The organism is Methylobacter sp. (genome assembly GCF_036845245.1).
Taxonomy (GTDB): domain Bacteria; phylum Pseudomonadota; class Gammaproteobacteria; order Methylococcales; family Methylomonadaceae; genus Methylobacter_A.
On sequence record NZ_DAIUEH010000001.1, the window covers coordinates 87,866 to 113,221 of the forward strand.

Genomic DNA, 25,356 nt, shown 5'->3' on the forward strand with positions numbered 1-25,356 from the left:
ACTACGTTGAGACAATAAACTTTGTAGGACGTGCTGCGCGCGCCCTACAACAGATATCGAGAACAGGTTCTGGAGAACAAAACTTTTCAGGCCGACTATATCTTAAAACCATTTCGGAAATTGAGTATGTTTTATCTTTCAAATATCCGTTAGTTTCCGTGACTAATCTATCAATCTGCATTCCTTCGCCGGACAAATTTACGACAATGCGCGAAGCCAATAAGTTTTATGCAGACTAAAGCATCTACGAATTACTCGGGGTAATCCTTTATGTAATGCGCCCAGCTTGAAACCGATCCATTTCAATCCAGTCCGCAGCACTGCGGAGGGAATCAGCCAGGGAGCGCGTTTGATCAGGTAGTGCATTTCCGAAACCACAAAGCGCATCCCTTCGTCGGATGCCCCGCCAAATGTATGTTGCAGCCATGCAGTATCGGTATGAAAAACGCCGATATCGAAGTAACGCTTAAACTCGTCCAGAAAACCGTAGTCATGAGAGTGAAACACTTGCGCATCGGCGCAATACGCTATTTTCCAACCGGATAGCAACATCTTTCCGGCCACATAGGTATCTTCATTCATAATGGTATCGATAGGAAAGCCGCCTACCTGCATCAGTGCATTTCGCCGGTAAGCGGCAAAAGAATTTGATAAGAACACCGTTTTTATACCAAAGCGCGCCCTATCTTCTATGCCGCGCAATTGGCTTTCGGCCGGATAATTAAAAAGACGGGCGTGGGCCGCAATCGGCCCTGCATTCCGATGCGGAAGCTGTCGTCCGTAGGCCGCACCGACTTGCTGATCGACAAACGCCGCCAACAGTTTCTTGATGGCATCGGGATCGGCTAATAAAGCATCCTGAGTCAGGAACACGATAATGTCCGCCTCAGGCAGCATATCAATACCGGATTGGCGAGTGCCGCCATGATTAAATTCCGACTTGGAAATCACCCTCACCTCAAAGCCGTAGAGGCTCGCCAAAACGACGGTATCGTCGCTCGATGAAGAATCGATCAGCAACAGGAAATCCGGCTTCCGGGTCTGCTGTTCGAAGGCTTTGAGCCAGTATTTCCACAAACTGCCGGCGTTTAGAGTAGGCACGATAAGGCCGACCTTACTCATAACGAAGACCTTTCGGGTAGCGGTTGCGGCAAATTGGTTTGACCGGGCCTATTCAACACTTGCCAGATTCGCTCGCCCAGCTTGACCGGATCGAGCTGTTGTTCGACATACTGTCGGCCCTTTTGCGACATCCGCCCCCATTCCAAACTATCCAGTGCTTGCGCTTTACGCAGCACGTCGCAGACCGAAGCCTCGGTTCTATTGAAAACAAAACCGGCGCCGACCGATTCCAACTGATCCCATGCCAGCCCCTTGGCGACCAATACCGGACGTCCGGCTGCCATGGCTTCGGCCACCACATTACCGAAGTTCTCGCGCATGCCGCCTGCGGCTTCCAGCCCTGAAGGCAGCACCAGGAAATGACTGGACGCTAACAACTCCATCACCTCGCCGCGTTCGAGGTATCCGCTGTATTCAATCGCCCCTTGAGCCTGTTCCACCAGCGCCTGAAACTCTTCGAAATAAGCGCCGTCCACGCTTCTGCCGGCAATCGTCAGCCTGTCCTCTGGGTTTCTAACTTGCAACCATGCCCTGATAAACGCATTGATGCCTTTTTCCTGCTGAATGTGTCCCAGAAAGCAAAGCTTCATGCCCTTCCCTTCAGGATATCCGGCAACGTTAACATCGCGGCTGTCGATGCCGTTCGGAACCAGCAAGATTCTGGCGTCTTGGCCGAGCACATCGCGTACGCCTTCGGCCTCGGTTTCGCTGGTGCAATGCACGGCGATAGCGCGGCGCAAGGTTGGAAAAGTCAGCCATCGATAATATAACCATTTATGAGGTTTTTGCCGCCGTATCAGCTCGACATGCTCAGGCATCAACCCGCCATGCACGGCGACCATGAACGGGCGACGCAACAGCGTGCAAAAAACAGCCGCCAGCGTAGACGGCCAGGTCGCAATGCCATGGATATAGACCACCGGCGCGTGCAGACATAATTTAAACAGTTCGGGAACAGCGCCCAACCCAAAACCCCATCGCCTGAATCCGTAGCAACGATAAAGCTTGACCTCTACCTGCTCGCCAAGATGCACCTGCTCGGACCGCAACCGGCCTGCAATCGACTCGTCGGAGGCGATCAACACCATTTTATGCCCCCGCTCCGCCCAAGCCTTGGTTAAAACGCCGGCTGTGACGGACACCCCGCCGTAACCTTTAGCCGGAGGTATATGCGTGGTAACGATACCTACATTCATAATATGTCTCCTGAAACACTCTGAAAATAAATTACGCCCATGGCGCTCCGCAATATCCTTCTAATGAATCCACTAAAAGAGTTGTCCACGAAAAGCACGAAAAAAGCAGCGGCATCTGTCCAGCAGATGTCCCCATCCTAATTTCACTTTCCATACGCCAGGAAGCCCCGCCAAATGCCGACGAAATTGTAAAAAGAATAAGCCAGCTTTTTCGGGTTCAATAACACCAGCGCCAGCATCATTTTCAGGATCGGCGCGACAAACATCTTGCGAATGATGTAATACAAAATGAATGCATCCTGCTGATTCGCGAACTTCCTGATGTAAGCCCCGATCCCGGTCGAATACATCAGCATTCTGCCGGTTCCCAACTTGTAGTGATCTTTATCCGGGTGATAAATCTTTATCTCCGGCGTATAAAATGCCGTGCTGCCTGCGCGAAGCAAGCGATACAAAAGTTCAAAACCCTCCGCTCCCGAATATTTGGAACCGATGCCGAAATCGTGATCCAGGTAGAACTGTTTGCCATCAATCTTTTTCTGATCGAAAAAATGAGTAAACTCCACACCCATCATTTTAAAGCGCGAAAAATACTGCGCGCTGTCGCTGTTAACACCCATGCTAAAACGGCTCGATGAAAACTCATACGAACCCGCTACCAGGATCGAAAGATTCGGCCGTCGTTTAAACTCGGCGACCACTTTTTTCAGCACATTCCTATCATAAGCGCAGTCATCATCGGGAAACGCGATGATCCTGCCGTGGGCCAAGCCTATGCCATAGTCCCTGGCTCGGGCGTTACCGGTAAAATCGACTTTGACATGCATCACATCAAGACAGCTTTTGAACGGCTCGACGATCGCATCGATCTTACCGTCCTTGTTTTGATCAATGATGATCAGCTCAAAATCTTTATAGGTTTGGTTGATCAACGATTTCAAAAAATCGGCCAATTCCTGTTCTCTTCCGAGTGTTGCTAAAACCAACGAAACTTTCATATTAATCACCTTGCCTGAGCACCGGCTTTTGCCTGTAAATAGATTGTTGCCTCATACCAGGTAAACATCAGTGCAAATTCCAGCCCGGCAACTCCGTCCAAAAAACCGCCTCGAAATACGAAGTGGTATAAAAAACGGGCAATAACCCTAAACCAGGATCGCCCCAATAAAACGCTTAACCGCCCGCGTGTAGTCATTACCGCCCCTGCTGTCGGCTGAAGCTGCACCTCTTGCGCGGCCTTATCGACATGTTTATGCATCCATTCGATTATCTCGCCATGATAAAAATAGTGTTCATAAGCAATAGCGGAATAGCCGATTCGGCAGGTATTCATCACGGCTTCTCCATGACCGGTGTGGTTGCGGACAAAACTTGCGGTTTCTGTTCGTACCAGTCTTGGATGATAAATGGGATAACCCGGAGCATAATTCAGGCGCTTGCCGCGAAGATAAAGTATCGACGGCACCATCCATACATCGATCGCATCATTGCCCGCCACCCCGGATTCAAACCAATCGTAAAAAACCTGCGGGTAGATTTCATCCGCATCAACGAATAATATCCACGGCGTACTGATATCGCATTGCCTGATCGCAAAATTGCGTTGCTCGGCAAAACCGGGCCATGGATTGGTATAAACTCTACAACCTCGACTATTGGCGATCGGGACGGTATTATCGGTGCTGCCCGAATCCACAATCACAATCGGATAGCGCTCAGGAATAGCCGTCAGGCAGCCCGGCAGATTCGCTTGCTCGTCTTTAGTCAAAATAACAATGGTTAACATAATGACTTGTTTAAAATTGATGGGTAACTAATCACCACGAACGCATTTTTACTGCTTGACCGCGTATAAATTGATATAAATGCCCCATCCTAAGTAATTCATCACTTTGGCAAACGGAACCTGGAAAAACTTTATCCAACTGTCGGCAACCGCAGCCGGTCTTCCTTTTAATCGTAGCCGTTTGGATAACGCGTTGGGTGGAATACGGGTTATTTGCTCGACCTTAACAATACGCAAGCCGTTTCGTTCCACCAAGGCTTTTAGCCCGTTCTCGCTAAAGTAATTGACATGTTCCGGCACCCATAAACAAGCGTTGTCTTTCGTGCCCAGCAGTTTGACCAAAAACGAATCGTAATTAGGTACGGCGCACGCTAAAACGCCACCCGGCGCCAGCAGAGCGGACACTTTGCTGATCGCATGATCCGGCTCAAGAAGATGCTCCAATACCTGGGACATCATCACTACCCCAAACTGCCCCGATGGTTGGGGTTGGTAATTCTCGAACATTACGGCCAGCGGCTCATCGCCATTCAAATGCTTGAACACTTCGTTTTCATATTGGCCGGGATTAATGCTGACCGTCCGGTAGCCCGACTTTCTGAGCGCCTGCGTATAAAAACCAAAGCCCGAGCCGATATCAAGAGCCCGGTAATTGCCTGAGCTGTTGAACAGCGCGGCATCGCGGCTCATCCGCTCGGCATCCAGCTTGCAGTTCGGAAACTCTTCTTCCCTGGCCAGCACGACATCCAGTGTCACCGCCTGAGTCAGCGCCTGGCCTGAATATTGATAAATGGATTGCAGCCATTTCATATGCGGAGGCCGATTCAAGAACCCGGTTCCGCAGTTTTCGCAACGGTAGATATGGAACTCCTTGTGGCTGGTGCCTTCGGTATATTGAAAATGTTTCTGGCGCCAATATCTTATTTTATGAGCCCTACAGGCCACGCATTCACGTAAAATGTCGCCATATATTTCTGAAGCTGCCGGTGCAAACGCCATAGTATTCCCCATTTTTTATTGTTTTATAACTTGTTGACTAATAAATAATTTTATATCTCAATGGCTGACATAACTGTCAGCCGGCAACGCATCTTCATCGGCCTGATCTATTACAGCCCGATCCTCTAAGCCGCTATTCCGCCAGGGTTTGGCCAGCATGACCAAAACCAAAGCCTCAACCCCGAAATAGATCGGATTGGCCAGCGCAGCACCGATCAAACCGTAATGTTTCACCATCAACGGAATGCTGATGGCCGCCGTCACCGCCCCGCATATGCGCCCCAGCAATAACAACCGTGTTTGTTTATTTGCCAGCAGCGGTTGGGCAAGCACGGTTCCCAAGGCATGCAGCGCGCAACCGACAGCGATGGCGGGCATCAGTTCAACCGCCGAATGATAAGATTTTGCGAGCACCAGCGATGCGACCCAATCCTTGGTCATAAACACCAGCGACACGCCGATAATCCCTAAAGCAACAACGCAAGCTATCCATATCCATAAAATCCTGAATCCTTCCTTGGGCCGGCATTGGGAATAGTATTGAAAATAAACCGGCTGAAAGGTACGCAACAAAACCATTGCGCTACGGTTAAACGCCTCGTTGACGATCGTGTAAGTCGCCGCATATAAACCCACCTCCGCAGCCGTCATCAAATAGCCGATCACATAGCGATCACCCAGGCCATTAATCCAAAATATCAATTCCATCGGGATTAACGGCAACGCATAAGCCCACACATCGCTCCTGAAATGACGGGTGATGATGGAACGCTTGTTGTCTGGTTTTGCGCCCAGCACTAATGACCAAATCGTATTCGAAACCACGCTTGCGACGATATAGCCTAGCAATACCCACTCTGCCTTTTGCCCTCCCCACCATACCAGCGCGATCGCCAGCAATGGACGCAAGAAACTGTCGCTGGTCTGCCACAGGCTTGCGCCGCGTTGCTTACGTTGGCCGATCAGCAACTGAATGCCCAGTTCGCGCCGGACTGTAACTATCAACAGAACGCCTGCCAGCATAAACAGCCAAAAATCGCTATTCGAAAAATAGCTGTAGCTAACGCCGCCCAACACCAGCAGAGCTATCGCCAACACCGTTGCCCTGGCAGTCAGCCCGGCCACAACTCTATATAAAGCCGCCTGTTCACCTTTATTCAGGCATTCCGGCAGTATCCGCATACCGGCACAAATGAAAGGGTAGGAAAACAGCGCGACACCAAGCGCAACAAAGCCGTTCAATAAAGCGACTTGTCCGTATATATCGGGCGTTACCAGTTCGGTCAGGATTCTTGTGCCTGCCAACAAAGCACAAGCCGACATGGCCTGCCCAAACAGCGCCCAAAACGCGTCGCCGAATAATTGTTTTTCTTTCAATAGTCCGAACATAGGCATTCAAAAAAATATTAAAAAATTTTCACCACGAAGACACGAAGGACACGAAGAAAAATAACAGTCAAAACTTCGTGCTCTTCGTGTCTTCGTGGTGAATAATAGACAGTTAAGATCATGCTCTTTTCCTTTAAAGTCAGGATGGTCGGCGATAATACGAACCCGATACAGTCGGGCTAACCTGTGCTAAAGAGGGGACCGACTGATACCCGGTACCCAAGACAATGCCCCAGAGATACATCAGCATCGCGTTTTGCGGAAAATACTCCCACATGTTGAAGGTCAGCCCGGCCACGAAAATAAACATCACCACCAATCCTTTGTTGGGGTGGACAGACGTCCTTGTCGTTGTCCATAAAAACAAAAGATAGGCCAACAGACCGACCAAGCCGTAGCCGTTCATCAGGAATAAATAAAGACTGTCGGAGTCGAATTGCCCCTGAAAATGTTCCGCCCCGTAGAGAATATTGATGGTATTGGAGCTCAGCCCCAAACCCCAGCCGAACAGCACATCGGCAGGTCCATGAACTTGTTCAGAAAAGACCCGCTGCCACAAGTCTATGCGGCCGTCTTGAGTTGGATCGGCGTCATCGCGTCCGCTGAGCAACGGGCTGGACGCCAGCACCAGCGCACCCACCGCCAGTATCGGCGCAGGCATGATCAAAGCCCAGCGATCGCGGGGACGGAGCAGTGCGTAAACCTGGAAATAAACTACCAGCAACGAACTGATGAATGCAGTCCGCGAACCGCTCAGCAAGGCCAAAAAGATGCTGGCAGCCACCCACTTTCTCATGCCCGGAACCAGCGAGAACAGCAGTGCGCAAGTCGCCATCGTCGCTCCAAACAGATTGGGACTGACGAAGGTGCCGAACGGCCGGCCGCCGCCCAAGAACGACACCCCGAACAAAGGTGGCGCCCATAACGCCTGGGCTATCGCCAACACGGCCTGGAGCGCAATGTAATAACGAAGGTAATGCGCGAACCGGTTGATCACATAGCCCCCCGAACCCAGGCGGCTGGTCGCGAACCCGATCAACGCCAGCGGCAGGTACTCAAACACACGCAAGCCCGCCATCGGCACCACCACGGGTAAATCCAGATACAACGCATAGCCAATCTCAAACAACACATAGGTGGCAACAACGCCCAAAAAAGCCAGCACCGCGCTGGACAATGCTCCCTGACGCAAGCGCGGCTCGAAAAACGCATAAGCCACCAGCACCAACAGCATGACCTCGCGAAGGATACGCAAACCGAAATCCTGCTCGCCATAAACCTCTTTCACCCCGGTCCAGGCCGACTCGACCTGCGGTAAAGAAGACAGTGTCGACGCGCTGACCAGCGCGAACAACAGGACCGGCAAGTCTTTTTCGAGGCGTAACCTCATCTTAAACCTGCACAGTATCGTCGGTATCGTCGTCTGTGCCTGGTTTCGGAGCTAACAGATAATCATGCTCCTGGCGTTTTCCCAACCAGTCGCCGACCGCCTGGTATCCGGCCATGAATACCGACGAACCCTTGGACTCCATGTCGGTACGGCTGTAGGCATAACCGTAATAAGGGTAATACGACGACCCTTCTTTCATATCGTTGATAATGAAGCCGTTCGGCTTTATACCGACCTGCTGAAAACGCCTGAAGCTGACTTCCAACTCCTGCGCCGTGTAGCGGCCTTCCTTGACCACCAGAAACGTGGCGTCGGCGTACTTGCCGATCACAGCGGCGTCCGTCGCTCCCAAAATCGGCGGCGAATCGATCACGATATGGTTATAAAAACTCTTCAACTGCTCCAGCGTCTCTTCCAGATTGCCGAGAACCAGTAACTCGGCCGGGTTCAGCACCATGCTTCCGCGCGGTATCAAATCCACGCCGACATCGGGCAAGCTGATGATGACCTCGCCCAGCGTGGCCGTACCGGCCAACAGGTCGGAAAGCCCCGGCCCCTTGTCGACGGAAAACGTTTCATGCAATCGGCCGTTGCGCATATCGGCGTCGATGATCAACACCCGTTTTTTGATACTCGCCAACAACGCCGAAAGATTAGTGCTGACAAAAGATTTGCCCATGCCGGGCGCCGGGCTACAGACCATGATGACTTTGCTGGCATCGCTGGCCAGCGTCGCTTCCAGCGTAGTGCGCAGGCCGCGTAGCGACTCCACTGAAATATCGAGCGGGTCCTGGCTGACCAGAATGCCGGGTTCTCGATCCCTGCCCTGATCGATCAGGCGCGTCAACCGCCGCTGCTTTTTACTGTGCGGGATAGCGGCATAAAGCGGCAAGCCCACCTGATATTCCAGCAAGGCCGGATAGTTATCGTGGCGTTGCAAAGAGTGCCTCAGGAACACCATGGCCGATCCCGCACTCAAGCCCAGCAAAGTGGCAATGGCTAACAATAGGCCGGGTTTCGGCCAATACGGTTTTTCCGGAATCACCGCAAAATCGACAATGCGTGAATTACCCAACGAACCGGCGGCGGCAATGCGTTGTTCCTGCGCGCTGTTCAGCAGCGAAGTGTAAAGCTCGGTATTGACCTGCACGTCCCGCGACAGGCTCACTACGTTTTGCTGAGTGCGCGGCAAATCCTTAATCCGCTTATCCAGATTCGCCAACTTTTGGTCGATGCGTTTGATTTGCGCCTTGGTCGCTATCATGTCCGGATGAGCCGCCTCCAGATGTTGATTCTGCTCTTCGTATTTTTGTTTGAGCTGGATGTCCAGCGTCTCCATTTCGGAGGCCTGCTTGAGCAGTATCTCTGCCTCGGCGGATATGTCGACCGCGCCATGCAGTTGCCGGTAAGCGCTCAAGCCCTGCTCCGCTTTTTCCAGGCGTTCTTTGACAATGGGCAACTGGCTTTCCAGAAAGCTCAACTTTTGCGAGGCTTCCGCCGACTCCCAATTAACGGTCGCATTGACATAAATAGTAGCGATGTCGTTGACTGATTTAGCCAATTGATCAGGATTAAGCCCCTTGAGTTCGACGCTGAGAATATCAGTGTCCTTGGAAACTTCCTTGACCGAAAAAGCTTTTTGCAAGATTTCGATGGCCGCTAACGAGGTTTTCCGGGTCAACTCAAAATGGGTACCGGGATGAGCCTCAAGCTCACCGAGCTTAATGACCGCAGGCGCGGTTTCGCCCATATCGACCGTCAGCGTTTCGCCTATCCGGCCTTCAGCCAGAACGTTATCCTTAGGCCCGAGCAAGCGAAAGTTGCCTTGTTCCAGCGCGATCAGCGTAAACGCTTTGCCCAGATAGCGATCCGGCACATTGAAAGTAGTGATTTTCATCTTTTCGCCGCCCCAGGCCCAGCGGCCAAATCCCCACCATGAACCTGCAACCCCGTCATGGGCGTCATGCTTTCTAGCCAGCGTCTCTCCGATAATCGGAAAATAATACGGTGAATATTCCACCATCAGGTTCAGGTCATCCACCACCTTGCCGAGCACCGAACGGGAGCGGAGGATTTCCACTTCACGCTGCGCCCGTGGGTTATCGGCTTCAGTCGTCGCCCCGTTGGCCTCGTTCCGTAGCGGAGCGGCGAGCAGCGCCTTGTTTCGGTCGATCCGCAACAACGCATCAGCTTTGTAAGTGCGCGGCGCAAATGTCAAATAGGCTGTTGTGATCAGCAATACAGTCAGTAACGTCGTCAGAATGATTTTTCTGCCTTCGATCAGCAGATCGATAGTGTCGCGGATACTGACGCCATGCTCCTCAATCCGTGATGGATTCAACGGTGGGAGCTGTATAGTAGCTTCATTCTGTGAATGCATAGTTTTCGTATCTCCATCGTTTGAAAAAGGTCTTTACATACCGTGAGTGGCGGCGAGCGACATCATCGAGGTAAAGGATCCCGGCAATATTTGGTTCAGAACGCGCGACCACTGGGTCACGCCAGAGGTGCCGACAAAGACGGTATCGTGCGCCTGCAAAGGAAACTGGTCGGCCAGAATCAGCGCATCGGGAGAATTCGCATTCAACTGGAAAATCTCCGGATTCATATTGCCCGGCCGAATCACATAGACCTCTCCGGGCCTGGAAGTATTCAAGTCGAAACCATAAGCTTCAGCCAGGGCTTGCGACAGCGACAGTTTGCCTTTGTTGACCTGCAAGGCCTGCTGTTTGCCGACTTCGCCCATCACCAGCACTTTGTTGTCCTTGCGGTCTGGGATATTCAGCACGTCGCCGTCCTTGAGCAGCATATCCTGGGCGGCACCGCCCTTCTCGTACAGCGAAAGCACATCGATCTTGTAGAGCTTGCCGTCGCGCGCCAGGGCCACGTTGCTCATATCGGCGTTCTCAGTCACGCCGCCTGCCCGGCTGATCGCTTCGGAGACCGTCAGCGGCGTCTCGGTCATCGCCTGTATACCCGGCGTTTTGACTTCGCCGACGATAGCGGCCCGATGGCTCTGGAATGACAGTACGCGAAGATCGAGCTTGACCTTCTTGAAATATTTGGAAAGCTCGTGGGTCAACATCGTTCTGGCCTCGCTGACCGTTTTCCCCGCCACATGGATATTGCCCACATACGGGTAATACAGACTGCCATCGTCCGCCACCACTTTTCCGGCCAATTCGGGCATGATTTTTTCACTGCCGGGATCGTTCAGCTCGGGATGCTCCCAAACCGTAATCAGCAATCTGTCGTGAGGACCGATTCGATAGGTAACTTGGCTGACATCCACCGGCGGCAGATTATTAACCGCCTGAAGCCGCGAGTTTTCCCGATCGATAATCAGGTCTGCGGTAATCGGGACGATGCGGGTTTTTTCCTTGACCATCTTGCCATTCTTCATCACCGGCACTTCCAGTTCCGTGAAGTTGTTTTCAGTTTTCATCTCCATGCCGGGCGTCAAAGAACAAGCCGACAAATGCAAAACCAACAACAGAAGAATCAATCTAAACATGGCAAATATTCCTTAGTAAGCGTTTTTGTTGATGAAACCGGTCAGCACGGTGCGCAGGGCAATTTCCAGGTCGAACCACACCGACCAATGCTGGATGTAATACAAATCGTGTTCGATGCGCCGGTTCAGGTCGGTGTCTCCGCGCCAGCCGTTGACTTGCGCCCAACCGGTGATACCGGCCTTAACCATGTGCTTTTTCATGTAATTCGGCACTTGGTCCTTGAATACCTCGACAAAATCCGGACGCTCAGGGCGAGGCCCGACCAGCGACATATCGCCGGTAAGCACATTGATCAGCTGCGGCAGTTCGTCGAGGCTGGTTTTACGCAGGAAACCGCCAAACCGGGTCGCCCGTTGTTCGCCAGGCTTTGCCCACACCGCGCCGGTTTTGGCCTCGGCGTCCACCGGCATCGAGCGGAACTTCAGCATCGTGAACGAACGATTGTTCCAGCCGACGCGTTCCTGCCGGTAAAACACCGGGCCTTTTGAACTCAGCTTGACGCCGACAGCGATTAATAATAGTAATGGACTGATCAGTATCAACAGCATCAGCGCTAACATCCTGTCCATGATCTCCTTGATATAGCGGTTAATGCCATGCAACGGAGAAACCGAAAAGTCCAATGTCGGAATGCCCGCCACCGTGTTCAGGCTGAGGAATTTACTTTGCTTGAACGCAAAACAGTCGATAACCAGGCGGATACTGACCGGCAGATGGCGCAGTTGATATTGCGCACGTTCGGCAAGCGATTCGCCTGGGAATGCAATCCATACTTCGTCTATCGCTTCCTTGGCGACTATCGCTGCAAGGTCGTCCAATTCCCCGAGGCGCGGCAACGAAAAATCACTGACCGAATGCCGATTTTCTGAGCGGTCATCGATATAGCCGATAACCTGCAAACCGGCCCAGGATGACTGGTTCAATTGTCCGCTGACCGCAACGGCCATCCGGTTCAATCCGACTAGGACGATGCGTCCCTGAGACCAGCCGCGAGCCCGCAACCATTGCAAAACATGAGAAAGCAGGCTACGGGCGGTCAGCACGAATAACAATCCCAACACCCACCAGGTCACGATCCAGCGATAACTGGAGCCGAACCAGAAATGCAAACGAATCAACGCAACAATGGAGATAACCAACACAATCGCGGATACCCAGGCCCTGACGATACGCGCGACTTCCCCGCGCATCGCATCATTGCGCCAGGGACGATAAACCTGGCCGATTTCAAAAAAGATGATAGCCGCCAAAATACCGAGAGAGACCACTATCCGGTAATCCTGGTCGATGACAAACTGGCGTAGCCAGAAATAATGGGAGACCCAGGCGGCGCCGATCAGCATGGCGATGTCGATGAACCGCAGCAACAGGATCACCGTGTGTCCGTATTGCTTAAAGAGCCCGTTGAAGATATTACCTATAGCGAGTGGCATATTCGTTAAACCCCTGTTTTGTCTGCTCAACGATGAACCGCGAAAACCGTTCATCCCCAAAGTCATCGCGACCGGCATTACGCGCGCAGGCCGCTACGTTTGGATAAAGGTTACAGAAGCAAGATGAGAGAAAACCGGGGAGTCTGATTAAGATCGGATGAGGGTTTTATTAAATATTGGCTATTCAAAACCCGGTGTGGAAAGGGATAAGCCGTTTTTTTACGAAGCCCTGCTATAGTCGGCTCTTGGCCATTTAAGATAAAAACTTATCGACCCGAATAATATTGACATAGCCGTATCGGTTTAGGAGAATCCATGACATTGTCAGTTATCACTGACAGTCGAGTTCTTTGTAGATTAGAGGCCAATAAAATGAAACTTTATTTACACAGCTTCAGAGCACGGAATTTAAACTATTCATTAACCCATTCAAATCGCAAAAAAGCATGGAAATTCCGGGTTAGCCGGATTTTGTCATTTGCCGCATTACTTGCTCCTGTATTAACGAATGCCGACCCGGAGGAACTTGCGAAAGCTAAAAACTGTTTTTCCTGCCATAAAGTAGAGTCCAAGCGAATAGGCCCTGCCTATATTGACGTAGCCAAAAAATACAGTCAGGACAAGAATGCCCAAGCCAAAATTATCAAGCAAATTCAAGACGGCGGCGTTCACCAAGCGGACGAAACAGCCCTTCCGCCACAGCCCATCGTCGGCACTGTGTCGGGTTTCCCTACAGCGCACCGCTGGCGCAATATCATCATGCCCCCGCAACCTCAGGTCAATGCAGCAGAAGCCAAACAGTTGGCGAATTGGATTTTGTCTCTGAATAAGGAACACGAAGCAAAATAGGAACGGTTCTTCCATTAATCCGCCTCAATGCAAAATTGATCTATCAAACAAAAATTAGAGCTTGTAGCTGAGAGGGTGATTTTCAGGCCAAACCTTTTATCAGGTTTTCTCCGATTGCATTGATGTCCAAAGCGGAATTACAATGCCTTAAAGCATTACCGGTATTCGATAGCAAGCTGTTTTGAATGACCTGAACGAAGCCCATCTGATAGCCCGTGTTCCCAAATATCCTTCCTGCAATGCCTTCAGCATACTTTGATGAGGCGATTGACCATGAAGAAACCCGCAACTCGCAGACAGTTTATTCAACAGACCGGCATTCTGGCTTGTGGCGCGGCGGCACTCGCCCGGCCCACGGTTACTCTTGCCCAAACAGGGGCAAAGCATCAAGAGAAAGAAAAACAGGATTGAAGACGTTTCCCCAATTTGGGCATACACTCGGCCTTAACGAACTGGCCGACTTTACCACGAAATTTGACTAAGGGTGCACGAATATGACCAGCCATCTGTTTACTGCAAAAAGCAAATCGACCTCTTGGATATTAGGCATCATCTGGGCTGCGGCTTTTCTCTCGGTGACAGTTCAAGCTCAAGAAGCGGGTCCGCCTTTGATCGAAACGGCTAAGCAACTGTTCAAACCGCTTCCGCAAGACATGGCGACCGAAGAGTTTCCAACGTCTCCCGCACGTGTCGCACTGGGAAGGAAGCTGTTCTTCGATCCCCGGCTGTCGCTGGACGGTACTGTGAGTTGTGCAATCTGCCACCGCCCTCCCCTATACGGTACCGATGCATTGGCCAAATCGATCGGCGTCGAACATCGGCCGAATGTCCACAATGCTCCGACCATTCTCAATGCCGCGCTCCAGTTCAAAGCCCACTGGATCGGTAACCTCGCGAACGTGGAAGAACAAGCGATGAAATCGCTGACCGGACGCGCCAGTTTCGGCAACCCCGACCCTGCGACGGCCATTCAAAAACTCAAGGCGCTGGGTTATACCGGCGAGTTTACGCAAGCCTTCCCGAACGACCCGGACCCGGTGAAACTGGAGCACTGGGGCAAGGCCATCGGCGCCTATGAGCGTACGCTGGTGACGCCATCGCCTTTCGACGCCTTTCTCAAAGGCGATGCCAAGGCCTTGACTGCTCAAGCGCAGAACGGCTTAAAGATATTCATCGACATCGGTTGCGCGTCCTGTCACAACGGAGTGGCTATCGGCGGTTCCACATTTCAAAAATTCGGGATATTCGGGGATTACTGGAAAGAGACCGGCAGCCAACCCATCGACGAAGGACGTTTCAGTGAAACGAAAGCTCCCGCCGATAAGTACCTGTTCAAGGTCCCCGGTCTCCGCAATGTCGCCATGACTCCGCCGTATTTCCATGACGGTTCCGTTGCCACTCTGCCGCAGGCGGTGCGCGTCATGGCCAAAGTGCAACTCGGCAAAGAACTCAACGAGCAACAAGTTAATGATTTGGTGGCATTCCTGAACGGATTGACGGGCGAGTTGCCCAAGGATTTCGCCAGCGAGCCGGTATTGGCCCCGCAGGCCTTTTCGCCGACGGCGCATTAATTACGCTATTACGCCTCGGATTACTCATTACTGCGTTACACTCGCCTTTATTTACCGCGACGGGTAAAACAGAAAACCTGCCTTGGCTTTTGCATTGGCAGGTTTTCTTTATAGGGCAAAACCTGTCCTCTTACCCTGAATTTAGACATATCCTTCATAACTTTCCGTCATTTCCTCACTTTTCATGTCTATCTCCATCAGGTCTTCCACCGTCGACGTACTGGAGGCTTTGCTCCTGATTCTTAAAGCCGAAGACTTTCCTTACACTATTTTTGCAGCGGTCTTTCATGGTTGCGATCCCGGCTTTATAAACACCGGAAGTGCTATCCGAGAATCTGATTGTCCGGATTGTAAATATCGATTATGCAATCAGTTCCAGCTTTGTCGTATCCCAATTATGTCCGCAACCGATTATTTCACATAAGGAAATTTATAATACCGGCAGTTTTTTAAATACCCGTTAGATCTTTCAACTCTGATCTATTGATAATTAAAAACAATGTTATGCGATAATTACACCAAGAATAAATGCCTCATGGCTCATAAAATAAAGGAAACTACATGTTCTCATTACAAACCATCTTCGGCAAAGGTGATAAATTCTACGGCTTGCTTGAAGCCAGTTCCGAGTCCGCGAGTTCGTCGGCTCGAGCGCTAATCGAATTGTTAAGTGCGCCGGTGTCCGAATTATCTTTGGAAAAATTTAAAGAGGCGCGCCGCCGGGAGAAAGGTTTATTCGCGCAAATTAGCGAAGAATTAGTCAATACTTTTGTTACTGTGCTCGAACGTGAAGATATCGAAGCGCTTAACAGCGCCCTCTACAAAATCCCTAAAGTCGTAGAAAAGTTTGCTGAACGATATACGCTGGCGGTAGCGCGTATAGGCGATGTGGATTTTATTAGTCGTGCCGAGATGCTGGAACAGGCCTGCGAAGTTTTGGAACAAATGGTCGGATTGCTACGCCAGGGAATGGATCTGGATAAAATCAAAAAATTAAACGATCAGTTGCAAGCCATCGAAGCTGAAGCGGATAGTCAAATCCTTGAATTGTACCGGGATGCCTATGCCAACGAGACCGATCCTATCCGTTACCTGATAAAAATGAATTTGTTTGAAATCCTCGAAAAAGCGATTGACCGCTGCCGCGATGCCGGCAACGTCGTCTACCATATCATCTTAAAAAATTCATAAAAGGGTTGTCATGCTGACTTTGCTCCTGCTTGTCATCTTGGCAGCACTGGTATTCGAGTTCATTAACGGGTTCCACGACACCGCGAACTCGATTGCTACGGTTGTTGCCACCAAAGTATTAACGCCGACGCAAGCCGTCATACTTGCAGCGGCCACTAACTTAGTCGGTGCGTTCTCGGGAACGGCCGTAGCCAAAACCATTTCGTCGGGACTGGTGGATACCAGCGTGGTGACTATCAGCTCCGAAGTTTTGATCTGCGCGCTGACCGGCGCCATTATCTGGAACCTTATTACTTGGGCGTTAGGGTTGCCGTCCTCTTCAAGCCACGCCCTGATCGGTGGACTGTGCGGCGCGGCTCTTGCGGCCGGTAGCAATAATCCCGATGTTTTGATGTGGTCGAAAACCGCGGCCGTCTGGACAGAAAATAAAGGTTTACTTTGGAAAGTAGTGCTTCCGATGATCAGTTCGCCGATTGCCGGGTTTACCTTGGGTATCGTCATAATGGGCGGCCTGATGGCTATCATCAGCGGTATGAATTCCATGGGCGGCATGATGGCGCGAATAGCGCGCCCGAAATGGGTTAATGTTGTGTTCGGAAAAGCCCAGCTTTTGTCAGCCGGTTATATGGGCTTCGCTCATGGCAGCAACGATGCGCAAAAAACCATGGGCATTATCGCCTTGGCGATTTTTGGCGCTAACAGCGCCGGTACGCTCGATCAATTACCGGCCTGGGCCGAGTTCTTACGGCCGGACGGCGGGGAAAAAGACATCGATACCTGGATCATTTTTGCTTGCGCTTTGATCATGGCGTCAGGCACTGCGGTGGGCGGCTGGCGTATTATCAAAACGCTCGGTCACAAAATGGTGAAATTACACCCGATAAACGGTTTTGCAGCGGAAACCAGCTCGGCGACCATTCTGCTGACGGCGGCTCATTTCGGCATGCCGGTTTCCACGACCCATAGTATTTCAACAGCGATTATGGGTGTGGGCTTTGCGAAGAATCCTCACGCCCTCAAGCTTTCCATCATCGAACGGATTGTTTGGGCCTGGGTTTTGACAATTCCGGCAGCGGGAGGTTTAGCCTGGGGAATGGTGAGTTTGTTGGGTCTGTTTCGTTAGCAAAATAAGATATTTTAATAAACGGCGGATCGCCTGAATATTTAACATTGAATCCGCCGCCGGTTCCCAGGCTTACCGGGCAACCTCTTTCATTGCCCGGCATTTTAGTGAATAAACAGCTTTCAATCTCCAGTCAACCGTTCATATTCTGAGCGCGGCAACACATAAACCGGGCTTGCTGAGATAGGCACCTCGGCATGTCCTAAAGCATCGACCGGCAACGGCTGTATATGTCCGACCACGTCCACCCGCACCCAAGGTTTACCGGGTTCAAGCCTCAACGGCCAATTGCCGACTGCTTCATCGGTCCGCCAAATCATAAAGGTGTCGCCGAAATAAGCCGCCTGAATATTAGCGTCTTTGGTATCGAAAGCTTGATAAGGCAAGCCGTCAATCAACGCGCTTGCGGTATAGAGCGCCGCCTCGCCGGGCTTGTGGCCCATTGAGTAGTCCCATATCCGGCCGTAAGCCAAGTCGTATTCGTGACCGATACAAAACGCCACGCCAAGATAGTCGCTACGGCTGTTGACCCAGGCGATCATTTTCGCGACCTGCTCGGCTTGCCAGCGGCGTCCGGTCAGGCCGTGCATCGCTTTGGCGCCGGTTTCGCCCAACCAGAACGGCAAGCGGTTCTTCCTACCCAAGCTGGCATAAGCCGCCAGTACGCCTCGCTCATCTTCGCTTTCGCCATTGCCGATCGGACCGCCGAAACGCGGAGCTTGCTGCGGATAGGCATGGATGTCCCAAGCGTCCTGATAATTATCCAGGCCTCGCTGCAATACCTGCTTGAACCACTGCCCTGCCCCCTCATTATTACCCGGCCGCACCAGACTGCCGCCGACGTAATGGGCGTCGCTACGCTGCTTGTGCGCCTGCTCATATTCCCATTTGGCGCGTTCTACCCAATGCGCGGGTTCGCGCAGCTTTTGCCATTCGGCTTCGCTGCGAATGTCGATCTCGTTGGTCGATTTAAAGAAACGGGTAAATGCCGATGCCGTATTGATAAAGTTTTGGCCGTCTGCCGGATTATCATTCAGCCACGCGCTATCGCCCGAAGAGTCGGCGAACAAGACCAATCCGCGTTGTTTAGCTTGTTCCCATTTGACCCGATACTGAGAATCGAATCCCGGATAGCTGCCATAGCTTTTGTAAATCCCCATCCGTTCCAGCCAGGAAAAATAGCCGCCTTCCTGCATAAAGCTGTTGTCGCCGTCGGCCAACGCGTAATAGTCGTTGTTCCATAGTTTTTTCTTGTCCAACCTATGCTTTTGCTCGACGGCTCCACCTACGACAGAGAAGCCATCGGCAGGATAATTCATGATCAACTTACCGTCTGGCGTATGCAACGACAGGTAAACGGCGTAGTAGCCGGGTTCCCTGATCTTACCGAAATCCACTTCGGCTTCGCCGGGAAAGACGCCGCTTATTTCCTGCGTTGCGACCTCGTTGCCGCTGTAATCGACCAAACGCAGGCGTAGTTTTGCCGGAAAGCGCGGTAACGGCGACGCTAAAGCGGTTTCTTCCAAAACTGGATGCCAGCGCATATCCACCCGCAATTTAAGCGGATCGTTCGGATGCGGCAGATTGGCTGACGCATCCACGAAGACCAGAGGACGTAGTTTGGCGGCAATACTGTTAAACCCAAGATCTGCATCGGGATCGACCGGTTGCGTTTTGATCGAGTCCAGCGGCTTACCGGCCGGATCGGTAAATAAGCCTGCGAAATAAAACCGCTGCCCCTGGTCGTGCTGCATCACCAGCTTGACCAGCAGGCTATGCCATCCCGGCGACAGGTTCAGCGTCGCAAGCTGCGGCGCTTCCGGGCGAACCGACAACGCGGTGGCGACAAGCCCTTCGATGGTCAGCCCGTGCAGCAATTTTTTTATTTGCTCGCCGGCAGAAGACGAGAACCCGGCCGGAGGATTCGGGTCATCGGCCAGTTTAAAAGGCTGCCCGTCCAGCCAGCCGCCGGTTTTGATGCCGGATTGTTTCAGATGCAGCAGCGCCTGTGTGGGTTGATCGACATGCAAATAAAGCTGGGCATAGCCGCTGCCGCGCGACCAGCCGTAAGAATGTTGTGTACTGGCCTCAATGTCGGTAACGCCGTTGGCTTGCGTCGTCTCGGCATGCCAAGCCCGCATTTCCCCGCCCATCATTTGTAAGCTAAGGTAGGATTGGCCGGGATTCGGACGTAACACGGTTTCGCTATCCAATCCAAAAACCGAAACGCCCGCCAAGCCGTCCTGCAAACCGCCCACCAGCCATGCATCCGGTATCCCGCCCTTAAGCGGCTTCGCGCTTTCGCCGGCAAGCACGGGCGGCGTCGGCATCATGCCGATTTTGCCGGGGTCGGCAAGAAATCTTGCCGACTCCTGTTCGCTGTTGGGCTGAGTTAATACGCCGAGAATGCCGTAATGATCGTCTGTCATCAATACGGCAGGCAATGACTGAAGGTTCAAGCTGCGGGCCATGGCTTCGGCTTCAGGGCCTACCAAATAAGAAACCGAAAGTTTTTGATAATTTGGCCGCGCAGCATCGGAAGCCAAGCCTTGAAACAGGAAAGTATCTTTTCCGCCGTTGCCGTCGAGCACGGTCAGATACCGGTTCGCATCAGAAATAGTCTTGGTCAGCGCCAGGAAGCGATTCCTGGCTTGGGCCTGAGCGGCATTCATCCAGTCGCCGAGCGGCGTCTCCAGTTTCAGCAGGAAAGCGTCGAAAACTTTGGCGCCGTCTGCCTTGCCCATATTGTTGATTTCCAGCCAGCGGTCGCCCGGCAATACCGTGACAGTCGCTTTCGCTTGCAACCACTGATATTCCCAAGGCGTGGTGTTGATCAGCGCAAAATCGCCGCGTGTCGCCAGTTCATCCGGTTTTGCCCCGGCCTTGACCGTAAAGCTTTGGCTCACTTGGGAGACTTCGCCGCCGCTTTTATAACGCGCGTAAAAACGGTACTGTCCCGGAATAATCTCCGGATTCAGTTCAAAACGAAAATTTGCGCCCCAGTTTCCGAAACCCTGATGAAAAACCTGAACTTCGTCCTTTTCGGTCAACACCGACTCGGCACCGGGACCCGCCGTGGCTGCGCCGGGTTGAACGTGCAGAGTTGGATCTTTTTCCGCTGTTGAAAAGGCAGGCGCACTGCCCAAATCCAGCAGTACCAGCGGCTTATCCGTCGTACCGCCGGTCGGCAGGGAGGACAACGGCGAGGCTAGCAGAAAGGCGTCGAAAACTTTAGCGTCATGACCGGCACCACTATTTCGCACTTCGATAACCGCGTCGTCAGCTTTAAGACTGACCGGCGACTCGGCGGCTATCCAGGCATATTCCCAACCCTTGGGCTTCATCGACAATGTCGCCCGCAATTCCAGCCGGGACGGATCGGGCCCGGCCCAGACTTCAAAAGATTGCACGCAGACATTGGGATCGCCACCCTGCCGCCAACGCGCCCAGAAAGTATATGCCTTGGCCGGAAAGCCGGGGTTGACCTTGAATCGAAAGCTGACTTTCCAACTGCCGAATCCGGGATGCAAAGAGCTGATTTCATCTTTAGTCGTCTGAATCGATACGTCTCCTTCATGCGCTTCAACAACGCCCGTCAACACTTTCGTGGCCTTATCGTCAATGCCGACCGACGAAGGTTCGCTGCCCAGCTCAAGCAACAATGCAGGCTTCTCGACTGTGCTTTGTATCGGCAATCCCGCGACTACATCGGCGTTGGCAACGGACAACGCAACCAATGCCGTCTGTAATGTAAAAAGAAATAGAGTCAATGGCTTCATGGCTTATGAAAATTTGAATGAGGACAAGCTGATGAGTTCGCAACGTGGTAAGTGATGCGACACTTGTGTGTATAATATCGACTATTAAGCCACGCTAGCCAGAAAATGTATCGAATGTGCATTTGGATTTTCCATCGTTCGGAACATATTCCGTTGCAGCGCGGCATCATGGATGACTTATTGTAGAAAGGATTACTTTTTAACAATATAAACACGGAGATCCATGAAGGAGCTTATTCCCAACTTTGTTCTGAATATTTTCAGAAAACCGGATTTGTCGATGCTTTGGTCAAAACCAAGGGAACGATTTTTATCGTTTTGCGATCAGATAGAATTCAAAAATATCTTATCGTTAAAATCCCTTATCGCGCTGGGCTTTGTGATCGCGGTTATTCCGCTGTTTCTGGCCGTTATGTACGCGGCTTTCGGCATGCGCGAGACTTCGGCATTGGGCCGGACCATCAATTCCGAGGTTTTCGAACAGACTAAGGCGATACGCCTGGTCCTGCAAAAGACTGCCGATATCGAACGAAAAGCCCGATTATTCGTCCTGCTGTCCGACCCGGCCGTTCGTCAGCCTTATGAACAACATTCCTATGAAAGTACGCGGGCATCATTCAAACAAGCCCTGAGCGCATTGCTAAAACTCCATCTTGATAACAAAATCGCTCTTTTGGTCAACGAGCTATCGGAAAAGGAAAACCTGATTTATCAGCAGATCATCAGCTCGGCGAGTGAGAATAAGTTCAAATTACCGGTCGATGAAGCGTTCCAGGGACTGCGTGAATCTTCTTCCAGCCTATCTCGCGAATTCGAAAGCTACGTTGATCATGAATTCAACGAACTGCGCAGTCAATCGGAATCCCTTGAACAAGGGCTATTAATCAAGGGTGCGGTTTTATTAGCCATCTCGTTTATCTTCTTGGTCATCATGCTGGCTATACTTTCGCGTTCAATGCGGCAGTTGAATACCGGCATTCGCCGCCTGGGTTCAGGGGATCTCGAACAGCCGATTGACATTACCGGCCCTTCGGACCTGCGCTATCTGGGCAATCGTCTTGAATGGCTGCGAACGCATTTGATGGAACTGGAGATTTCGAAGCAGCAATTCATGCACAATGTAGCCCGCGAGATCGACCTGCCGTTGGCGAGTATCCGCGAAGGCGCGGATTTGCTTGCAAACGAGGCCGGCGACGAATCGAGCGATGCTCGGCAAGACATTGCGCGACTGCTATGCAGCAATGTCGACAAGCTGAAAACAGTGTCGGAAGAATTGGTTCGTTACAGCCAGATTAACTCGAAGCCGAAGACTAACCGCAAGGAAACCGTTAATATGCAATACCTGCTCGAGTCTGTTATCCACGACTTTCAAACCCGTCTACAGAGCAAATCGATCAGCCTGAAAAAACTGGTCAGACCGGTCGAAATTTCCGGAAGCTATGACCAGTTGCGCAGCATTATCGAACAGTTAATATCGAACGCAGTCAAATATTCGCCAACGGGCGGCGAAATACGCATCATGCTGCGCGATTCGGGTTCGCAACTGGAATTGGAAGTCGAAGATGAAGGACCGGGAATTGAACCCGATGAACGCTCACATGTCTTCGAACCCTTTTTCCGCGGCAAGGCCGCCGCCTACTGCGAAGATAATATCGAAGGCCCAGGATTGGGGCTTGCCATTGTCAGGGACTATGTCGTCAACCACCAGGGCAAAGTCGATATTATCGACTCAAGACAAGATCAACATGGCGCCCGCATCCGGGTTCAAATACCGCTAACCGGAAAAGCCTAAAAAATACGGAACAAAACTATTTATGCACTCATTACCTTCTGTTCGAAATACAAGCTTAGCGCTCAGCCTTTTACTGCTAAGCGGATGCACCGAACTCAATCCCGATTGGAACGGGACTTCAAACCGTAATAACGATCCGTATGCGCAGTCGAATTTTGATGAGCTGCTGGCCTTCGGTGCCAACATGGCCAAAATATCGCCGGCCTCCCGCGCCGAAGTATGCCGCACCTTACTGAAACGCCAAAAGAACCCTCCCGGAGCAGGGATACACCTGCACCTGATGGTCGGCCGTTTAGTTTCCGATGCTTGCGGCGAAATCCCCAAGATTCTGGACGGGATTAGCGCAATCCCACCCGGTGGTTTGACCGATGAACGAATGCAGAGACTTGTCGCTATCGATACCGAAGCTTTAAAACATTTACAAAATGTGTCGAAAAAAGTCGGTACGCTGGAGCACAAACAAAAATCGGTTCAATCCGTACTGGAATCGAAAGATACCAACGGATCGAAAAAAAATGAAACCCGCTTACTGCGGGAAAAACTGGAAGCCATCAGGTCTATGGAAAAACACCTGGACGAAAGCAGCGACGCAAATTAGAACTTATGTTTCGTTTCCGTTTGGCTATTGTCATCGTTGTTTCGTTCTGTTTTGTGTTGCTTTTAGGAGTCGCACTGTATTGGGGTTCAAACCAGGTTGCCGGGCATTTTCAACGCAGCCAGATGGCGTATGAGGCTTTCGATCATTATGAGCGCTTGTCCCAGGAAGCTTATCGCCACTTCAAACAGCGGATGGATAGACTGATAACGACCAGTCCGACGGCAGCAGCCGGTGTTGAGTCATCCAAACAACGTCTCTACGAAGCGATGCAGGAACTTAGAAATACCGCAGTCGCGGAAAATCATACTGAAGATTCGCAGAATAAACCCGCCGAGCTGGAAAGAGTGGCACATTTCACCGCCTTTCTGGATGCCAGCCAATATCGCTTCAACGAAGTCGAGCGGCTGCGTCAACAAGGAAAAAATGAGCTGGCGGTGAAAGCGCTATCGAAATTTTCTGAAGAAGAAATCGACGGAAAGTTCCAACCGTTGATCGATGCCGCGATCAGTGCTGAACGCGAAAAAGCAGGAAAAGCCAAGCAAGAAATGGAGGATTGGGTCGCTCAATCGCGTTGGATCGCGATTCTGGCATCAGTGATTGCGGCGATATTTAGTCTCACGTCCGGGGTATTGCTGCTTCGCGGGGTCAGGAAGCCTATCGAAGCGCTGATGAAGGGTACCGATGAAATAGCCTCCGGTAATATGGATTACCGTATTGCTCTCAATACCCGCGATGAATTCGGCTATCTCGCCAGCCATTTCAATCAAATGGCGCAGGAACTGGAATTCCAGCAAAATAAGCTGCGCGAGGGACGCGCCGTGCTGGAAAAAAGAGTGGATGAACGGACTTCTGAACTTCATCAGCTCAATAAAGAATTAAAACGCATGGACAACGAACGCAGGGAGTTTTTAGCGGACATCAGCCATGAACTGCGCACCCCGATTACCGTGATCCGCGGGGAAGCGGAAGTCACGCTACGGGGACAGGACCGCGACACCGAAGAATATAAGGATGCTTTGCACCGTATCGTCGAACTGTCGATGCAATTGGGGAAATACGTCAACGATCTATTGTTCCTGGCCCGTGCGGAAACCGCCAATCTGCAATTTGAATGGGATAATGTAGACTTGGCCGAACTGGTGGCCGGAGCCGTCGAGAATTTTCAAGTGATGGCCGAGGAAAACTCGATTTCGGTTTCCCTGAATGCCTCGACCGAACCCTTATGGGTGCATGGTGACAAACAGCGGCTTCGACAAGTACTATTCATTCTTGGCGATAATGCCTGCCGATATTCGAAGGCTGGCGGAAGTATAGCGGTTGCCTTGCGGGTGAACGGAAAAAGGGCAAGCGTCAGCCTGACCGATCAAGGCATAGGCATACCCGTGCAGGACCTGGAGCATATTTTCGACCGCCATTTTCGCAGCCGGAATGCGCTGGCTTCGCGGGACGACGGCAAGGGCCTGGGCTTGCCGATGGCTAAGTCTATACTGAAAGCTCACGGCGGCAGCATCACTGTGACCAGCATTGAAAATTCGGGCTCGACGTTTACAGTAATGCTGCCGTTAATTTCGGCCGAACAGGATGATAACCAGAACAATGAAACATAACTTAAATACAATAATC

19 protein-coding genes are annotated in these 25,356 nt (G+C 51.6%); 8 read left to right on the plus strand and 11 right to left on the minus strand.

Annotated elements, in window-relative coordinates:
* Nucleotides 1–198 precede the first annotated feature (198 nt).
* The 10 genes from V7051_RS00330 to V7051_RS00375 all read right to left on the minus strand — a co-directional run bounded on the left by V7051_RS00330 (nucleotide 199) and on the right by V7051_RS00375 (nucleotide 12,830).
* A complete protein-coding gene (locus V7051_RS00330) occupies nucleotides 199–1,122 on the minus strand; it encodes a glycosyltransferase family 2 protein (RefSeq protein ID WP_333872886.1) in 924 nt (307 codons plus the stop codon).
* The gene (locus V7051_RS00335; protein WP_333872887.1) at nucleotides 1,119–2,318 is read right to left on the minus strand and encodes a glycosyltransferase family 4 protein; all 1,200 of its coding nucleotides are present in this window, start codon (nucleotides 2,316–2,318) and stop codon (nucleotides 1,119–1,121) included. The genes V7051_RS00330 and V7051_RS00335 overlap by 4 nt, the downstream gene beginning before the upstream one ends.
* 143 nt (nucleotides 2,319–2,461) lie before the next feature.
* Nucleotides 2,462–3,316: a glycosyltransferase family A protein gene (locus V7051_RS00340; protein ID WP_333872888.1), complete on the minus strand. Its 855-nt coding sequence runs from the start codon at nucleotides 3,314–3,316 to the stop codon at nucleotides 2,462–2,464.
* Nucleotides 3,317–3,321: 5 nt separating this feature from the next.
* Nucleotides 3,322–4,104, minus strand: a complete 783-nt coding sequence (locus V7051_RS00345) for a glycosyltransferase family 2 protein (RefSeq protein ID WP_333872889.1) — start codon at nucleotides 4,102–4,104, stop codon at nucleotides 3,322–3,324.
* A 48-nt stretch (nucleotides 4,105–4,152) separates the two neighbouring features.
* The gene (locus tag V7051_RS00350) at nucleotides 4,153–5,115 is read right to left on the minus strand and encodes a class I SAM-dependent methyltransferase (RefSeq protein WP_334181098.1); all 963 of its coding nucleotides are present in this window, start codon (nucleotides 5,113–5,115) and stop codon (nucleotides 4,153–4,155) included.
* Nucleotides 5,116–5,160: 45 nt separating this feature from the next.
* Nucleotides 5,161–6,492 (minus strand): lipopolysaccharide biosynthesis protein, encoded by a 1,332-nt coding sequence (locus V7051_RS00355; protein ID WP_333872891.1) that lies wholly within the window; start codon nucleotides 6,490–6,492, stop codon nucleotides 5,161–5,163.
* Between the two features lie 139 nt (nucleotides 6,493–6,631).
* Complete coding sequence (locus V7051_RS00360; protein WP_333872892.1) at nucleotides 6,632–7,882, minus strand: O-antigen ligase family protein; 1,251 nt, start codon at nucleotides 7,880–7,882, stop codon at nucleotides 6,632–6,634.
* A gap of 1 nt (nucleotide 7,883) precedes the next feature.
* Entirely contained in the window at nucleotides 7,884–10,262 is a 2,379-nt protein-coding gene (locus tag V7051_RS00365; RefSeq protein WP_333872893.1) for a polysaccharide biosynthesis tyrosine autokinase, read from the minus strand.
* Between the two features lie 33 nt (nucleotides 10,263–10,295).
* On the minus strand, nucleotides 10,296–11,396 hold the full coding sequence (locus tag V7051_RS00370; protein WP_333872894.1) for a polysaccharide biosynthesis/export family protein: 1,101 nt from the start codon (nucleotides 11,394–11,396) through the stop codon (nucleotides 10,296–10,298).
* Between the two features lie 12 nt (nucleotides 11,397–11,408).
* The gene (locus tag V7051_RS00375; protein WP_333872895.1) at nucleotides 11,409–12,830 is read right to left on the minus strand and encodes an undecaprenyl-phosphate glucose phosphotransferase; all 1,422 of its coding nucleotides are present in this window, start codon (nucleotides 12,828–12,830) and stop codon (nucleotides 11,409–11,411) included.
* Nucleotides 12,831–13,202: 372 nt separating this feature from the next.
* Between V7051_RS00375 and V7051_RS00380 the strand changes: the two genes are divergently transcribed.
* The 5 genes from V7051_RS00380 to V7051_RS00400 all read left to right on the plus strand — a co-directional run bounded on the left by V7051_RS00380 (nucleotide 13,203) and on the right by V7051_RS00400 (nucleotide 17,564).
* On the plus strand, nucleotides 13,203–13,679 hold the full coding sequence (locus tag V7051_RS00380) for a c-type cytochrome (RefSeq protein WP_333872896.1): 477 nt from the start codon (nucleotides 13,203–13,205) through the stop codon (nucleotides 13,677–13,679).
* 273 nt (nucleotides 13,680–13,952) lie between these two features.
* A complete protein-coding gene (locus V7051_RS00385) occupies nucleotides 13,953–14,090 on the plus strand; it encodes a twin-arginine translocation signal domain-containing protein (protein WP_333872897.1) in 138 nt (45 codons plus the stop codon).
* Nucleotides 14,091–14,173: 83 nt separating this feature from the next.
* Nucleotides 14,174–15,250, plus strand: coding sequence for a cytochrome-c peroxidase (locus V7051_RS00390; protein ID WP_333872898.1), 1,077 nt, complete (start codon nucleotides 14,174–14,176; stop codon nucleotides 15,248–15,250).
* A 561-nt stretch (nucleotides 15,251–15,811) separates the two neighbouring features.
* Entirely contained in the window at nucleotides 15,812–16,441 is a 630-nt protein-coding gene (locus tag V7051_RS00395; RefSeq protein WP_333872899.1) for a DUF47 domain-containing protein, read from the plus strand.
* A gap of 10 nt (nucleotides 16,442–16,451) precedes the next feature.
* A complete protein-coding gene (locus tag V7051_RS00400) occupies nucleotides 16,452–17,564 on the plus strand; it encodes an inorganic phosphate transporter (RefSeq protein WP_333872900.1) in 1,113 nt (370 codons plus the stop codon).
* A gap of 122 nt (nucleotides 17,565–17,686) precedes the next feature.
* Here V7051_RS00400 and V7051_RS00405 read toward each other — a convergent pair whose 3' ends face one another.
* Entirely contained in the window at nucleotides 17,687–21,343 is a 3,657-nt protein-coding gene (locus V7051_RS00405; protein ID WP_333872901.1) for a hypothetical protein, read from the minus strand.
* A 223-nt stretch (nucleotides 21,344–21,566) separates the two neighbouring features.
* On the opposite strand from V7051_RS00405, the gene V7051_RS00410 reads away from it, so the two are divergent.
* The 3 genes from V7051_RS00410 to V7051_RS00420 are packed head-to-tail and all read left to right on the plus strand — an operon-like array spanning nucleotide 21,567 to nucleotide 25,340.
* Nucleotides 21,567–23,135 carry a sensor histidine kinase gene (locus tag V7051_RS00410; protein ID WP_333872902.1) on the plus strand — a complete coding sequence of 523 codons (1,569 nt, stop codon included), beginning with the start codon at nucleotides 21,567–21,569 and terminating at the stop codon, nucleotides 23,133–23,135.
* A 22-nt stretch (nucleotides 23,136–23,157) separates the two neighbouring features.
* Complete coding sequence (locus V7051_RS00415; RefSeq protein ID WP_333872903.1) at nucleotides 23,158–23,733, plus strand: hypothetical protein; 576 nt, start codon at nucleotides 23,158–23,160, stop codon at nucleotides 23,731–23,733.
* A gap of 5 nt (nucleotides 23,734–23,738) precedes the next feature.
* Nucleotides 23,739–25,340 (plus strand): sensor histidine kinase, encoded by a 1,602-nt coding sequence (locus tag V7051_RS00420; protein WP_333872904.1) that lies wholly within the window; start codon nucleotides 23,739–23,741, stop codon nucleotides 25,338–25,340.
* Nucleotides 25,341–25,356 lie beyond the last annotated feature (16 nt).